Annotated in this window: 18 protein-coding genes; 6 read left to right on the forward strand and 12 right to left on the reverse strand. The window is 62.1% G+C overall.

The window, feature by feature from the left end; translation table 11 throughout:
- Nucleotides 1–112 precede the first annotated feature (112 nt).
- Nucleotides 113–664: an RNA polymerase factor sigma-70 gene (locus G7025_RS00525; RefSeq protein ID WP_181075780.1), complete on the forward strand. Its 552-nt coding sequence runs from the start codon at nt 113–115 to the stop codon at nt 662–664.
- A 34-nt stretch (nt 665–698) separates the two neighbouring features.
- Here the strand turns inward: G7025_RS00525 and G7025_RS00530 are convergent, their stop codons facing one another.
- Complete coding sequence (locus G7025_RS00530) at nt 699–1,487, reverse strand: substrate-binding periplasmic protein (protein WP_181075782.1); 789 nt, start codon at nt 1,485–1,487, stop codon at nt 699–701.
- A 94-nt stretch (nt 1,488–1,581) separates the two neighbouring features.
- Entirely contained in the window at nt 1,582–2,205 is a 624-nt protein-coding gene (locus G7025_RS00535) for a TetR/AcrR family transcriptional regulator (protein ID WP_181075784.1), read from the reverse strand.
- 258 nt (nt 2,206–2,463) lie between these two features.
- On the opposite strand from G7025_RS00535, the gene G7025_RS00540 reads away from it, so the two are divergent.
- Nucleotides 2,464–3,006 carry an exonuclease domain-containing protein gene (locus tag G7025_RS00540; RefSeq protein WP_181075786.1) on the forward strand — a complete coding sequence of 181 codons (543 nt, stop codon included), beginning with the start codon at nt 2,464–2,466 and terminating at the stop codon, nt 3,004–3,006.
- A 92-nt stretch (nt 3,007–3,098) separates the two neighbouring features.
- Nucleotides 3,099–3,383, forward strand: a complete 285-nt coding sequence (ppnP, locus tag G7025_RS00545; protein ID WP_181075788.1) for a pyrimidine/purine nucleoside phosphorylase — start codon at nt 3,099–3,101, stop codon at nt 3,381–3,383.
- 63 nt (nt 3,384–3,446) lie between these two features.
- Here ppnP and G7025_RS00550 read toward each other — a convergent pair whose 3' ends face one another.
- Both G7025_RS00550 and G7025_RS00555 read right to left on the reverse strand, forming a co-directional pair.
- Nucleotides 3,447–4,253: an MOSC domain-containing protein gene (locus G7025_RS00550; protein ID WP_181075790.1), complete on the reverse strand. Its 807-nt coding sequence runs from the start codon at nt 4,251–4,253 to the stop codon at nt 3,447–3,449.
- Between the two features lie 39 nt (nt 4,254–4,292).
- On the reverse strand, nt 4,293–5,228 hold the full coding sequence (locus G7025_RS00555; protein ID WP_181075792.1) for a chemotaxis protein CheV: 936 nt from the start codon (nt 5,226–5,228) through the stop codon (nt 4,293–4,295).
- 555 nt (nt 5,229–5,783) lie between these two features.
- On the opposite strand from G7025_RS00555, the gene G7025_RS00560 reads away from it, so the two are divergent.
- The 3 genes from G7025_RS00560 to G7025_RS00570 all read left to right on the forward strand — a co-directional run bounded on the left by G7025_RS00560 (nt 5,784) and on the right by G7025_RS00570 (nt 8,109).
- Entirely contained in the window at nt 5,784–6,233 is a 450-nt protein-coding gene (locus G7025_RS00560) for a hypothetical protein (RefSeq protein WP_181075793.1), read from the forward strand.
- Between the two features lie 326 nt (nt 6,234–6,559).
- The gene (locus tag G7025_RS00565; RefSeq protein ID WP_181076168.1) at nt 6,560–7,453 is read left to right on the forward strand and encodes a sensor histidine kinase; all 894 of its coding nucleotides are present in this window, start codon (nt 6,560–6,562) and stop codon (nt 7,451–7,453) included.
- Nucleotides 7,450–8,109, forward strand: a complete 660-nt coding sequence (locus G7025_RS00570) for a response regulator transcription factor (RefSeq protein ID WP_181075795.1) — start codon at nt 7,450–7,452, stop codon at nt 8,107–8,109. Before G7025_RS00565 ends, G7025_RS00570 begins: the two co-directional genes overlap by 4 nt.
- On the opposite strand, the gene yegS is transcribed toward G7025_RS00570, so the two are convergent.
- The 8 genes from yegS to G7025_RS00610 form a co-directional block, all read right to left on the reverse strand.
- On the reverse strand, nt 8,068–8,988 hold the full coding sequence (yegS, locus tag G7025_RS00575; protein WP_181075797.1) for a lipid kinase YegS: 921 nt from the start codon (nt 8,986–8,988) through the stop codon (nt 8,068–8,070). The genes G7025_RS00570 and yegS overlap by 42 nt on opposite strands.
- 181 nt (nt 8,989–9,169) lie before the next feature.
- The gene (locus G7025_RS00580; protein WP_181075799.1) at nt 9,170–9,562 is read right to left on the reverse strand and encodes a DUF2802 domain-containing protein; all 393 of its coding nucleotides are present in this window, start codon (nt 9,560–9,562) and stop codon (nt 9,170–9,172) included.
- Nucleotides 9,563–10,048 (reverse strand): chemotaxis protein CheW, encoded by a 486-nt coding sequence (locus tag G7025_RS00585; protein ID WP_370694733.1) that lies wholly within the window; start codon nt 10,046–10,048, stop codon nt 9,563–9,565.
- Nucleotides 10,049–10,131: 83 nt separating this feature from the next.
- Nucleotides 10,132–10,941, reverse strand: a complete 810-nt coding sequence (locus tag G7025_RS00590; protein WP_181075801.1) for a CheW domain-containing protein — start codon at nt 10,939–10,941, stop codon at nt 10,132–10,134.
- Complete coding sequence (locus tag G7025_RS00595; protein ID WP_181075803.1) at nt 10,941–11,729, reverse strand: ParA family protein; 789 nt, start codon at nt 11,727–11,729, stop codon at nt 10,941–10,943. Before G7025_RS00595 ends, G7025_RS00590 begins: the two co-directional genes overlap by 1 nt.
- Before the next feature lie 51 nt (nt 11,730–11,780).
- Nucleotides 11,781–12,668 (reverse strand): flagellar motor protein MotD, encoded by an 888-nt coding sequence (motD, locus tag G7025_RS00600; RefSeq protein WP_181075805.1) that lies wholly within the window; start codon nt 12,666–12,668, stop codon nt 11,781–11,783.
- Between the two features lie 15 nt (nt 12,669–12,683).
- On the reverse strand, nt 12,684–13,424 hold the full coding sequence (locus tag G7025_RS00605) for a flagellar motor protein (protein ID WP_181075807.1): 741 nt from the start codon (nt 13,422–13,424) through the stop codon (nt 12,684–12,686).
- Nucleotides 13,424–14,563: a protein-glutamate methylesterase/protein-glutamine glutaminase gene (locus G7025_RS00610; protein ID WP_181075809.1), complete on the reverse strand. Its 1,140-nt coding sequence runs from the start codon at nt 14,561–14,563 to the stop codon at nt 13,424–13,426. The genes G7025_RS00605 and G7025_RS00610 overlap by 1 nt, the downstream gene beginning before the upstream one ends.
- Between the last annotated feature and the right edge of the window lie 40 nt (nt 14,564–14,603).

Here is a 14,603-nt window from a genome sequence, read left to right on the forward strand (position 1 = left end):
GTTCGTCTTCTCATTTGACAATCATTATCATTAAGCATAATTTGTTGCCCGATGTGTAGGAGGCCTCAGCAAGGAAGCCCTCCCCTAACCTCTCAGCGACAAGGTGATTTCCATGACGGAACCAGTAACCACAGGCAGGTGCGACTCACCCCTTCTCCAGGCATTCGTCGACAATCGAACGATCCTGGTGAAGATCGCGGCACGTATCACCGGGTGCCGCTCGCGGGCCGAAGACGTAGTGCAGGACGCCTACTTCCGGTTGCAGTCGGCGCCGACGATTACGTCATCGTTCAAGGCCCAGCTCAGTTACCTGTTCCAGATCGTGCGCAACCTGGCGATCGATCACTACCGCAAGCAGGCGCTGGAACTCAAATACTCCGGGACCGAAGAGGAAGGCTTGAATGTGGTGATTCACGGTGCTTCGCCGGAGACGTCCCACATTAATTTCAACACCCTGGAAAACATCGCCGACGCGCTGACGCAACTGCCCCAGCGCACCCGCTATGCATTCGAGATGTACCGCTTGCACGGGGTACCGCAAAAGGACATCGCCAAGGAGCTGGGCGTCTCGCCAACCCTGGTGAACTTTATGATTCGCGATGCGCTGGTGCACTGCCGCAAGGTGTCGGGAAACCACAGCGATACGTTTGCGCGGCGGGTTTGATGGAGGTTGCGCCCGCCGAGCAACGCGCCGCCGTTCAAGGCACCGGCATCACATCGATGCGGTAAGGTTCGAAAATTTTCAGCATCTGGCCGTTGTCGCGCAGGCCCTTGAGCAGAGCGGCGAAGGCCTCGCCGGTGATCGGCGCATTGGGGCGCAGCAGCGCGTAGTGGTGATACACCTGGTCGATACGTTCGGAGACCAGGAACTGCTCGCCGACTTTCGGATTGCGCACCATGAAGTCACTCAGGTACGAACGCGTCACCAGCGCAATGTCGGCGCGGTCGCGGGCGACCATCTGCAGGTTGCTGTCATGGGAATAGGTCAACGTGGCGTTGAAGCGTTCGGCCAGGAACTTGGGGTCGGCGTTGAAGTTGGCGAAAGCGTAGTGATACCCGCTGAACACCGCCAGACGCTTGCCGGTCAGATCGGCGAAATAGCGCTGGTCGCGCCCGTCCTCACGCTGGGCGACGAAGATTTCCGCGTCTTCCAGGCCCATGTCGACGCTGATGTGGGGAATGCCCTGCCAACCCCAATCGGGGTTTTCAAAGATCGCCATATCGACCCGGCCTTGCTCGAAATCACGGAAACGCCGGGGAATGGAAGTGGGCACCAGCACAAACTGATAATCGCCCTGGGCGCCGTTCAACGCTTCCACCAGCTGGGGCAGCAACCCCGTGTCGGCGCCCTGCTCGGGGCGCACGGTGTAGGGTGGGAAATGCGCCGCACCGATCCGCACCAGTTGCGCAGCCGAAGCGGGCATCCACCCCGCGGTGCCCAGTGCCCATAAAGTAACTCCTGCAGCCAACCGCCATGGCGATAACATCAAGGCACACACCGTTCAATACTCTGATGGCATTAAGCTAGGCGTTTTTGCCCACAGAGACAACTTAACCATCGGCAAATTAACCACTTGCGCCTCAAACCCCCTCTAAAACCATTAACAACGCTTCCTGCGCCAACTGCTCGAGGGTCAGGCTTCCCTCGGCGCGGAACCACGTGGTGGTCCACGACAGTGCACCCGTCAGGAAACGCCGGGTAATGCACACGTCGCCGCGAATGTAGCCGGCGGCCTTGGCCTCACCCAGCACCTGCAGCCAGATCTGTTCATACACGTCTCGCAACGCCAGCACGTGCGCCTGGCCCTCGGCCGACAACGAACGCCATTCATACACCAGCACCGCCATGGCTTCGCCGCTGCCGCCCATGATCGACTGCAATTCACAGCGGATCAGCGCCAGCACACGCTCGCGCACGTCACCCGCCTCTTCCAGCGACGCACGCATCAACGCGGTGTTGTAGCGGATGGTCTCTTGCATCACCGCCCACAGAATCTCGTCCTTGCTCTTGAAGTGATGAAAGATACTGCCGGACTGGATGCCCACGGCGCCGGCCAGGTCGCGCACCGTGGTGCGCTCGAAGCCCTTATTGCGAAACAGGTGAGCCGCCGTCTGCAGCAACTTGCCCCGGGCGCTGTCGGGGTCGGTCAATTGGCCGCCGTCGACCAGGGTGCGCATCACCCGCAGGGCTTTTTGCTCATCCATGTTTCTCTCCTTTCCCGCTCGCGAACGTCTTGGCCGGCAATTTAGGCGGTGCCGGCCACCCAAGCAAGCGCTCGGGCTTAACGTGCAAATGCAATGTACAAACCAAGTGCTTGCCTGGTAGCCGGTATGGTGGATTGCCGAGGCGGTGACCCGACGAGGCAGGCAAAGACACCAGGCCCCCACGAAAAAACAGCGCGGAACTACAAGAGCCGTCTACGCTCTATCCCCCAGGACGGGAAGAGTACGGGAACCTGCACCATGCCTCATTGGCTGATTATTGACCTTGAAGCCACGACGGATGAAGGCGGCTGGCCCGTGACGGAGATGGAAGTCATCGAGATCGGCGCGAGCCTGGTTAACCGCCAGGGCCGCGAAGTGGATCATTTCCAGCGCTTTGTACGGCCGCAGCGCCGCCCTTTGCTGACGCCGTTCTGCCGCCAGCTCACCCATATCACCCAGGCCAATATCGACGCGGCGACGCCGCTGAGCGAGGTGTGGCCGCTGTTCGAACGCTGGCTGGGCCAGCACCAGACGCGGTTGGAAGGCTGGGCCAGCTGGGGCGACTACGACCGCCAGCAACTGGAACTGGAGTGGCAACGCCACGGCCTGGACAGCGCCCTGGCCCACACACCCCACATCAACCTCAAGCAACGCTTCGCCAAGGCCCGGCGCCTGGACAAACCGCTGGGGCTCAACGGCGCGCTGCAACTGGCCGGCATGCAGTTCCATGGCCAGCAGCACCGGGCACTGGAAGACGCACGCAACACTGCCCGCCTGTTGCCGCTGATTTTGCCGGTCTAGGCAGCCTTGCCACGCTTGGGCATACTGGCCGACCTTTTCCATAACGCTGCCCTCGCTCCTGCAGGGAAGGCAACTTTTCCGAGGATTCGCCCATGTTCAAAGTCAACGAGTACTTCGACGGCACCGTCAAGTCGATCGCGTTCGGCACCGCTGAAGGCCCGGCGACCATCGGCGTGATGGCCCCGGGTGAATATGAGTTCGGCACCGCCCAGCGTGAAATCATGCACGTGGTCTCGGGCGCCCTGACCGTCAAACTGCCGGACGCCGACGACTGGCAGACCTTCGCCGCCGGCAGCCAGTTCAACGTACCGGCCAACAGCAAATTCCAGCTGAAGGTCGAGGTCGACACCGCTTACCTGTGCGAATACCGCGGCTGAGGATTCCGCCCGGCAAAAAAATGCCCGTCTCCTGGAGACGGGCATTTTTGTATGGGCGCTGAATTATTCGAGGATTGTCACCGGCATGCCGACTTCCAGGCGGCCCACGCCATCGTTGACCAGGTTCTGGCCAAACATCGCGCCGGCTTCGGTCTTGCGGTAACCATTCAAGGTGGCGAACGGTTCGCGATCGGCGCTGCGCTCGCCGGTGCGCGGGTCGATGGTGGTGAGAATGCACCGCGAGCACGGCTTGACCACCCGGAACTCCACGTCGCCGATGCGCAGGCGCTTCCAGCTGTCTTCGGCAAACGCGTCGGCGCCTTCGATCACCAGGTTGGGCCGAAAGCGCAGCATCTCCATGGGGCGGCCGACCTTCTCGGACAGGTCGTCCAGGGAGGCCTGGCCAATCAGCAGCAAGGGATAACCGTCGGCCAGCGCCACCTGATCATCGTCCCGGCCATAGCCGGACTGCGTGGTACGCGCACGTTGCGGCGGCATGTGCACCAGTCGGGTCGGCTTGCCGATAAATTCGCTGACCCACGCCGCCGCGGCGTCGCCGGCGTCCGGCAGGCGCACGGTGTCGCGCCAGATGGTCACGCCACGCAAGTTGGCGTCTTCGCCGGGCAACGCAACGTCGAGGGAGGGGTGGCCGGGGGAACTCAGGGTCAGGCCGCCGGCGCTGTTCCACAATGCCGACAGTTGGCTCATTTTGTTTTCGGTGCGCTGCGTCAGGAAGCGCCCGCTGGGTTCGTCCACCAGCATCCAGCGTCGATCCCCGTCCAGCCCGAGTTTATCCAGGCCGACATGCGGCAAGGACTGGGCCTTGCCGGATTTCAAGGGATAACGGTACAACGCGCTGAGACGAAGCATGGGCCTGCATTCCTGGGAGACGAAGCCGTCACCCTAAGGTCAAGCCGGCTGTTCGTCCAGCATCAGTCGCTGACGCACCACATCCACCAGTTTGTCGGGTTGGAATTTGGACAGGAAGTTGTCGCACCCGACCTTCTTGACCATCGATTCGTTGAAGCTGCCCGACAGCGACGTGTGCAGCACCACGTACAGCTTGCGCAGGCGTGGGTCGTTGCGGATCTCCGTGGTAAGGCGGTAGCCGTCCATTTCCGGCATTTCCGCGTCGGTGAAGATCATCAGCAGCTTGTCGGTCATCACGTGCCCGGCGTCGGCCCAGGACTTGAGCATGTTCAGCGCTTTGAGGCCGTCGCTGGCGATATGCATCTTGATCCCCAACTGGCCGAGGGTGTCACGCAGCTGCGACAGCGCCACGTTGGAGTCGTCCACCAGCAGCACTTCGCGGCCACGGGCCCGTTCGAGCACCGGGTCTTCGAGCTTCTCCCGCGAGACCTTGGCGTTGTACGGGACGATCTCGGCGAGGACTTTTTCCACGTCGATGATTTCCACCAACTGGTCATCGACCTTGCTGATGGCGGTGAGGTAATGCTGGCGACCGGCACTGGTCGGCGGCGGCAGAATGGCTTCCCAGTTCATGTTGACGATGCGGTCCACGCCGCCCACCAGGAACGCCTGCACCGAGCGGTTGTACTCGGTCACAATAATGGTGCTGTTCGGACCCGGCACCAGCGGGCGCATGCCAATCGCCTGGGACAGGTCGATCACCGGCAGGGTCTGGCCCCGCAGGTTGACCACGCCGCAGACAAACGGGTGGCGCTGGGGCATCAACGTGAGCTTGGGCAGTTGCAGCACTTCCTGCACCTTGAACACGTTAATGGCGAACAGCTGCCGCCCGGCCAGGCGAAACATGAGGATCTCCAGGCGATTCTCACCCACCAATTGCGTGCGTTGATCTACCGTGTCGAGAATGCCGGCCATTAAGAGCTCCTGAAATGCGCTGGTAAGTGCTGCGCCTGGGGATTGTGCAGTTCACTAAGTGTTTTATCGGCGGCGAGCGCCAGATCTTGACCCCGTTAACATGCCACGTAAATTAATTGATGTCACACTGACATCATGCTTTACTGGGCGTGCCTCTTCATGACGGTAAATGAGCCCATTGCGCGACACTCAAATCGACGTAAGGTTCCACCGTGTAAGGGATTCCCCTATACGCAATCAGGCCCAACCTGATATTCGCAATATCTAATAGCCATTAATGTGACGCCATTCTCATTGCATGAATGGAGTCAGGCTTTTGTTTGCCATCCCAAGTCCTCGCCCCCTGGGTCTTCCAGGCGTCCACGTCGCGACAACAGAAGGTGTGCAATCAAGCCCGCGCATGGCGGCTGCGCCGCGCCGTCACCGTCATTTCAATAAGTTTCCTACTCAAAACTCAGAAGCCACCTACAGGTACGAGTCAAATTTCAGCGCTAGTTTTAAGCCATTCACCCGCAGCGACATCTCATCACCCGACCGTATGTTGTGGAGACTTGCATGATGAACGACGGTAAAGAATGGCAGCGCGCACTGCCCGAATTTCTGCTCGAAGCAGAAAAGCTGCTGAACAAATCGGAAGAATGCCTGAGCCACCTGCACCTGATTCGCAATGACAGCGACGCGATCGACTGCATGAAAATCAGCCTCAGCAGGCTCGCCGAAAAGGCCGACGCCCTGGCCCTGCAGGCGATCGGTGAATTCTCGCGGCATATCCAGACCCTGATCGCCAACGCGCAGAACCCCTTGCAACTGCATGACCAGGCCCTGGAGGCATTGCATGCCTGCCTGACCTTGCTGGCGTGGCAGCTGGAGTTGATCGACACCAGGACCGGCGAATTGGCGCTGGATGACACCGAACAAACCACCCTCATCGCCACGGTTACGCTGCAGATTCCGCAGAAGACATTCAGCCAAAAGCCGCAGCAACGTTTGCATCATATGTGGTGATGGGCAGCGGCCTTCTAAGGCGACGGATTATCTAAAAGCGACATACGCAAAATATCATTTAGCCATCAACGACAGAATAACTATACAAGTTCGCATAACTTGTAAAACATTCTGAGTTAATGCGTTGAGACTGTCTCTGTCCATTAACCGGGATAATCGACCAACGCCGCCTGGTGCCAGGCGACCGACGGTTACAGGGGTGGTACTATGCGCCGCTCGAAGTCATTGAACTTCTTGTATATAAACGCTTCGGCCATGCACTTCAGACTGAGCCTCGTCAGACGTGTCCGAACTTTCGCAACGACTTCTCATTGGCTCCATCCGCTATGTACGCCAGCCTCAAGTCACTCCTCGCCAGGTCCGCGTCCCGCAGCCATGCTCGCCGCCTGATCTTTGGCCTGTGCCTTGCCTCGCTGCTGATCAGCCTGTGGGCCTTTAACCACGCCGCCCCGTTGCCGCTGAGCGTATTGCTGCTGAACCTGGCCACGCTGCTGGTACTCGGCCTGCAACAGTGGCGCTCGCGCAAGTCCATTCGCCTGCAGCCGCAGGAACTGGCCGATCGCCTGCTGCAGGTGCAGGAAAACGAACGTCACCGCCTCAGCCGCGAACTGCATGACGACATCGGCCAATTACTGACCGCCGCCAAGCTGCAAAGTGAATGGCTCAAGCGTCGCCTGCCGCAAGACCTGCAAAGCCAATGCGCGGTGCTATGCAATACGCTGAACGAGACCCTGGCCAAGGTGCGCGACGTGTCGGCCATCCTCAATCCCCGGCAACTGACCAGCCTGGGGCTGGAAGCCAGTCTGCGCGCGCATTTGCTCAAGACCCTTGAAAACACCCCTGTGCACTGGAGCCTGGAATGCCAGCAGCGGCTTACCGGCATCCCGGAAGAGATGGCCGTGGCGGCGTTTCGCATCACCCAGGAAGCGGTAACCAACATGCTGCGTCATGCTCACGCGCATAACCTGCTGGTGCGCCTGCAACGCCTGCCCGAAGGGCTGTCGCTGAGCATCAGTGACGACGGCCAGGGCTTCCTGCCCGCCGGCAACCCAGGCCGCGAAGGCCAGCGGGGCATGGCCGGCATGGCCGAACGCATTGATCAACTGGGCGGCACGCTGTCGGTCAACAGTCAGCCTGGTCATGGCACACGCATCGACGCACTTTTTCCCTGGGCGCCGCGCGCCCTCGAACGGGCCAGTTCCCCTAAGGTTCTCGAGTGACCTGCACATTACTCCTGGTGGATGACCATGCACTGATCAGGGCCGGCGTGCGTGCGTTGATCCAGGATATTCCCGGCTATACGGTGATCGGCGAAGCCAGCGACGGCGCGCAGTTGCTGGAGCAATTCCACGTGCTGCAACCCGATATGGTGCTGCTGGACCTGTCGATGAAGCACACCAGCGGCCTTGACGCGCTGCAGCAGCTCAAAAGCGCCTATCCCCGCTGCAAGGTGCTGATCCTGTCGATGCACACCGACCCGGAACTGATCATGTGCGCACTGGAAGCCGGCGCCCATGGCTACCTGCTCAAGGACACCAGCGCCAACGAGCTGGAACACGCCCTGCGCGCCCTGCGCAACAATGAGCGCTACCTGAGCCCGGCGATCGCCCACACGGTGATCAGCCAGGCGCTGGTACGCAGCCAGGGGCCCGCCGTGCCGGTCGGCCACAGCCACAACCTCACGCCGCGCCAGTTGGAGATCCTGCGCCTGATCGTACGCGGCAAGTCCACCCGCGAGATCGCCCACGGGCTGGGGCTGAGCATCAAGACCGTGGAAGCCCATCGCTCGCAGATCATGAAGCGCCTGCAGATATTCGACGTGGCGGGGCTGGTGTTATTCGCGGTGCGCGAGAAGATCATCAGCCTGGACGACTAGGGGCGAGCCCAGCGGCAGGTGCACCCGCAGCGCCTTGGGCAGTGTTTCGAAACGCAGGTCGTCGCCCTTGAGCGGTTCGCCGTCCAGATTGATGTAAAGCCCTTCGGCCTGTTTGATCTGCACCCACGGCAGGCGCGCGCGCACGAACATGTTGTCCAACCCCCAGCCATTGCTCATCAGCTCGCGCAAAGTGCCGACCACTTCCTGCGGCGCCGGCAGAATGCTGACATCGAGCAAACCGTCATCGGCCATTGCCTGCGGGCACAGCACATGCCCACCGCCGGCCTGGCGACCGTTGCCGATGCCCAGCGCCAGCATCTCGCCCTTCCATTGGAAATCCGGGCCTTCCAGCTCGCCGTAGGCAGCCTTCAACTCGCTGAAACGCGTGAGGCCGGTAAACAGATACGCCGCGCCGCCCAGGACTTTCTTCAAGTCTTCGGAGGTATTGGCGGTGACCTGGCTGCCGAACCCACCGGTGGCCATGTTCAGAAAAACCTGGCCGCCCACCTGGCCCAGGTCGATCGCCCGCGGCGCCAAGTCCAGCAGTGCCAGGGCCTGGGCCGGTTCCAACGGCACCCCGGCGGCCTTGGCAAAATCATTGGCGGTGCCCAGCGGCATCAGTACCAGGCTGGCATCGGCCCTGGCCTGGGCCATCGCCTCGGCCACGTCGCGCAAGGTGCCGTCGCCGCCGCCGGCAATGATGTGCGTATAGCCCTGCTCCAACGCCTCGCCCACCAGGCGCCGAGCGTCGCCGCCCTCCCACGTCACCCGCACCGCCAGCTCCCAACCCTGCTCACGCCGGGCCAGCACGGCGCTGCGCACGTCCTCGTTGAGGGCTTGCTTGCCGTGAAGGATCAACAGTGCCTTGGGGGTGCTCATGCGGGGAATCTCCTGATTCAAAGGTGCTTGAAGGATGTGGACCTTGGAGGAGAAGAAAAAAGTCAGTGGGATTGGAAATTAATTGGGCGGCCGGGCGCTCCCCATCGCAGGCGCGACGCTCCCTAACGCCTGACACCTGATTCTGTAGTGAGCAGGCTTGCCCTGCTCGGCACAGACGCAATCAGCTCTTGTGCAACTTACTCATCAACTGCGCCTCAGCCTGGGTCAAGCCGCACGACTGGGTCAGGTCGTCCACCGTCGCGCCCATCCCCACCAGCTTCGCCGCCTGGGCAAACGACAGGTTGGCAGGATCGCGCTGCTCCAGCTGCTCGAGCTTGTCCGGCATCGGAGCGAGGATCGCGCGCAGTTCATGCACCTCATCCCCGACCCGCACCGCACTCTTCTGGTAATGGTCGACGCGCTTGACCAGTTCCAGAATGCGCCGATCGCGCACAGCCTCGCGCTCGGCCTGCTGCAGTGCCAATTCGCGCTGCTGGGCCATGTAGCGCAGCAGAAAACCCAGGGTCCCGGCCCACAACAGGGCCAGGACGATCACCGCGACCTCAAGGAACAATCAGATGCTCTCCAGTTCCGACCACTCTTCTTCGCTCATCATTTTGTCCAGCTCAACCAGAATCAACAGTTCGTTGTTCTTGTTGCACACGCCCTGGATAAACTTGGCCGACTCTTCGTTGCCCACGTTCGGCGCGGTTTCCACTTCCGATTGGCGCAGGTAGACCACTTCCGCGACGCTGTCGACCAGGATACCGACCACTTGCTTGTCGGCTTCAATGATGACGATGCGCGTGTTGTCGGTGACTTCAGCGGTGTCCAGGCCGAAACGCTGGCGCGTGTCGATCACGGTCACGACGTTGCCGCGCAGGTTGATGATGCCGAGCACATAGCTCGGGGCACCCGGGACCGGGGCGATCTCGGTGTAGCGCAGCACTTCCTGCACGCGCATCACGTTAATGCCGTAGGTCTCGTTGTCCAGCTTGAAGGTCACCCATTGCAGAATCGGATCGTCCGAGCCTTTTTGTGCTGATGCTGACATATTCATACCCATGACCCCTTCAAATGCCGTTGGATACGGCGTGTGTGCTTCGTTCGGCGACCGCACACCCGTGCGGCCGGCGTGTTCAATCAACTGCGTTTGTTACCGGGCATCGACTTGACGGCACCGCTGGCGATCAACTCGGCCAGTTCGGCGACGTCAAGCAACGCGCACATGTGTTCGATCACGGTGCCGGCCAGCCAGGGCCGCTGGCCCCGGTGGCTGCGCCATTTGATTTCGTTGGGGTCCAGGCGCAACGAGCGGCTGACCTGATGCACCGCCAGCCCCCACTCATAGCCCTGAACGGAGATCACGTACTGCAAGCCCTGGCGGAAATCGTCGCGGTAGCGGTCGGGCATCACCCAGCGCGCGGTATCCAGCACCTTAAGGTTGCCGGCCTGGCTGGGCAGGATGCCGAGGAACCACTCCGGCTGCCCGAACAGCGGCGTCAGCTCGTGACCTTCGAGCGAATAGATCGAACCCAGGCACACCAGGGGCACCGCCAGGGTCAGACCGGCGACGTCGAACAACAGGCATTCGAACGGCTCGGCGGCCCATGCCGGGCGCCCATCGCCGCTTGCCGGAGGCGGAGTGATGCTCGGTGGCAGGTGCACTTGCACCACCGGTTCGACGACCATGGGCGCCGGTACCACAGGCTCCGGCACCACAACGACGGCGGGCGCGGCGACAGGCACCACGATCCGGGCGTCCCGTGCCTGCTCTTCCAGCACGGCCAATTGGAATTCATCCAGCGCACTGCTGGTTTCGACTATCGGCTCCAGTACCAGCACCGGTTCCGGCAGGTCTTCGTCGGTTGCTTCCTGCAGCAGGGCATCCAGGTAGGATTCCAGCGCCAGCTGCGGCCGGGTCTTGGTCTTGAGGTCGACGGGACGGTTCATCATGCCACCTGCGCCACGAGTTGCTGGGACAACAGGTGCTTGAGCAATGCGCGATAAGCCAGCACGCCACGGCTCTTGCCATCGAACTGCGAAGGGGTGAGCCCGGCGCGGCTGGCGTCACGCAGGCGCGTGTCCACCGGAATGTAGCCTTGCCAGATGGTGTCCGGGTACGCATCGCGCAATACACGCAACGTACCGAGCGACGCCTGGGTGCGGCGGTCGAACAGGGTCGGCACGATGCTGAACGGCAGCGGCTGCTTGCGCGAGCGGTTGATCATCGCCAGGGTGCTGACCATGCGCTCCAGGCCCTTGACCGCCAGGTGCTCGGTCTGCACCGGGATCACCAGTTGCTGGCTGGCGGCCAACGCGTTGACCATCAACACCCCCAACAGCGGCGGGCTGTCGATGACGGCGTAGTCAAAGTCCTGCCACAGTTGCGCCAGGGTCTTGGCGATGACCAGGCCCAGACCGCTCTGACCTGGCGACTGGCGCTCGAGAGTGGCCAGTGCGGTGCTGGACGGCAACAGCGAAATACGCTCGTCGCTGGTGGGCAACAGCAACTGCCCAGGCAGGTCGCCGGGCACGTTGCCCTTGTGCAGGAACAGGTCAAAGCAGCTGTGTTCCAGCGCATCCGGGTCATAGCCGAAATAGCTGGTCATCGAGCCGTGGGGGTCCAGGTCGACCACGACCACGCGCTTGCCCGCCTCGGCCAGCAAACCGGCCAGAGCGATGGAGGTGGTGGTCTTGCCGACTCCACCTTTTTGATTGGCAACTGCCCAGACTCTCATTCGGATGGTTCCTCCCGGCAGGCACAGGCGCGACCGAGACATTGCATAAAGTTATTGAGCCGGTGACGGAGAATTGACGGCGCTCTGACGAACCGGCGGCTTAATCGCTGGCGGTGCAGTTTGTGTGCCAGCACGCCTCAAGGCCGCATCCGGTGTTGCATTGGCGGTGCCGGTGCCGGTCAGGCTGCGGCGCACATCCAGGTTGCGCGACACCACCAACACCACCCGACGGTTGCGCGCACGTCCTTCCAACGTGGCGTTATTGGCCACCGGCTGGAACTCGCCATAACCCACCGACGCCAGGCGACCGGGGTTCACACCCTGCATCGCCAGCATGCGCACAATGCTTGCCGCGCGCGCCGACGACAGTTCCCAGTTGGTGGGGTACTGCGCGGTGCTGATCGGAATATTGTCGGTGAAGCCTTCGACGTGGATCGGGTTCTCGAACGGTTTGAGGATAGCCGCCACTTTATCGATGATGGTGAACGCCTGGTCGCTGGGCATCGCATCGGCACTGGCAAACAGCAGGCTGGAATTAAGCTCGATCTCGACCCACAACTCATTGCCGCGCACGGTCATCTGGTTGGAACTGATCAGGTCGCCGAATGCGGCGCTGATGTCATCGGCGATGCTCTTGAGCGGGTCGCTGGTGCCCCCCACCCCGGCGGCGGTTTCATCGCTGTCGTTGACCAGCGGTTTGGCCGGGGTCACGGTGCGGGGCCGTTCCTCACCGATGGGGATCGGCTTGAGCGAACGGTCGGCGTCGTTGAATACGCCGATCAGCGCCTGGGAAATCACTTTGTACTTGCCTTCGTTGATCGACGAGATGGAGTACATCACTACGAAAAACGCGAACAGCAGGGTGATGAAGTCCGCGTAGGACACCAGCCAGCGTTCGTGGTTAACGTGTTCTTCAGGCTCGCGACGGCGACGGCTCACAACCCATACCTCCCATCAATCCATGAAGCCCTGGAGCTTCAATTCGATGGAGCGCGGGTTCTCGCCCTCGGCAATCGACAGCAGGCCCTCGAGCAGCATTTCACGGTAACGCGCCTGGCGCATGGCGATTGACTTGAGCTTGCTGGCCACCGGCAGCAGCACCAGGTTGGCGCTCGCCACCCCGTAGATGGTGGCGACGAATGCCACGGCAATACCGCTGCCCAATTGCGACGGATCGGCCAGGTTACCCATCACGTGGATCAGGCCCATTACCGCACCGATGATGCCGATGGTCGGCGCGTAGCCGCCCATGCTTTCAAAGACTTTGGCGGCATTGATGTCGCGGCTTTCCTGAGTGAAGAAATCCACCTCCAGGATGCTGCGGATCGCTTCCGGCTCGGCGCCGTCCACCAGCAACTGCAGGCCTTTGCGCGCGTAGCTGTCGGGCTCGGCATCGGCCACGCCCTCCAGGCCCAGCAGGCCTTCCTTGCGGGCGGTAAGGCTCCAGTTGACCACGCGGTCGATGCCGCCGGCCAGGTCGACGCGCGGCGGGAAAATAATCCAGATCAGGATCTGCATGGCGCGCTTGAACGAACTCAATGGCGACTGCAGCAACGCGGCCCCTACCGTGCCGCCGATCACGATCAGCGCCGCCGGCCCGTTGGCCAGGGCGCCGAGGTGGCCGCCCTCAAGGTAGTTGCCGCCAATGATCGCGACGAACGCCATGGTGATGCCGATCAGGCTCAAGACATCCATCAGAGGCAGGCCTCCACCAAGTGCTTGCCGATGTCATCCAGGCTGTAGACCGCATCGGCCAGGTCGGCCTTGACGATCGCCATGGGCATGCCATAGATCACGCAGCTGGCTTCGTCCTGGGCCCAGATCGCACTGCCGCCCTGCTTGAGCAACCGCGCACCTTCGCGACCATCGGCGCCCATGCCGGTGAGCACCACCGCCAGAACTTTGTCGCCGTAGGACTTGGCCGCCGAACCGAAGGTGATATCAACGCAGGGCTTGTAGTTGAGGCGTTCGTCACCCGGCAGGATTTTGATCGCGCCACGCCCGTCGACCATCATCTGCTTGCCGCCCGGGGCCAGCAGCGCCAGGCCCGGACGCAGGATGTCGCCATCTTCGGCTTCCTTGACGCTGATGCGGCACAACTTGTCCAGGCGCTCGGCGAAGGCCTTGGTGAATGCCGCCGGCATGTGCTGGATCAGCACGATCGGCGCCGGGAAGTTGGCCGGCAACTGAGTGAGCACGCGCTGCAACGCTACCGGGCCACCGGTGGACGTGCCGATGGCCACCAGCTTGTAGGCTTTGCGCTTGGGCGCCGGCGAGTGGCTTGTCGATGCCGATGCCCGCGCGGGAGCCGCCGCCGGCCGGGCAACCGGCGCGGGGGCCGGACGCCCGAACGTCGAACTGCTCGGCGCCGCCGGAGCAGCCGGAGCAGGTGCCGGCGAAGGCGAAGGCGAAGGCGCGCTGAACAGGCTGCGACGGTTGCTGCGGGAAATGCTGTGGACTTTCTCGCACAGCAGTTGCTTGACCTTCTCGGGATTGCGCGAGATGTCTTCGAAATTCTTCGGCAGGAAGTCCACGGCCCCCGCATCCAGCGCGTCGAGGGTCACTCGGGCGCCTTCATGGGTCAGCGAGGAGAACATCAACACCGGAGTCGGGCAGCGCTGCATGATGTGCCGCACCGCCGTGATGCCGTCCATCATGGGCATCTCGTAGTCCATGGTGATGACATCCGGCTTCAACGCAATGGCTTGATCAATCGCCTCTTTGCCGTTGGTGGCCGTGCCGACCACCTGGATGCTTGGATCGGCGGAAAGAATTTCCGAGACGCGGCGGCGGAAGAAACCCGAATCGTCCACCACCAGGACCTTGACTGCCATAAACACTCCGTTAGGCGGGGCGGGCTGACCGCCCTGCCCC

The sequence above is a fragment of the Pseudomonas lurida genome (assembly GCF_013522705.1).
In the GTDB taxonomy this organism is placed as follows: Bacteria; Pseudomonadota; Gammaproteobacteria; order Pseudomonadales; family Pseudomonadaceae; genus Aquipseudomonas; species Aquipseudomonas quebecensis.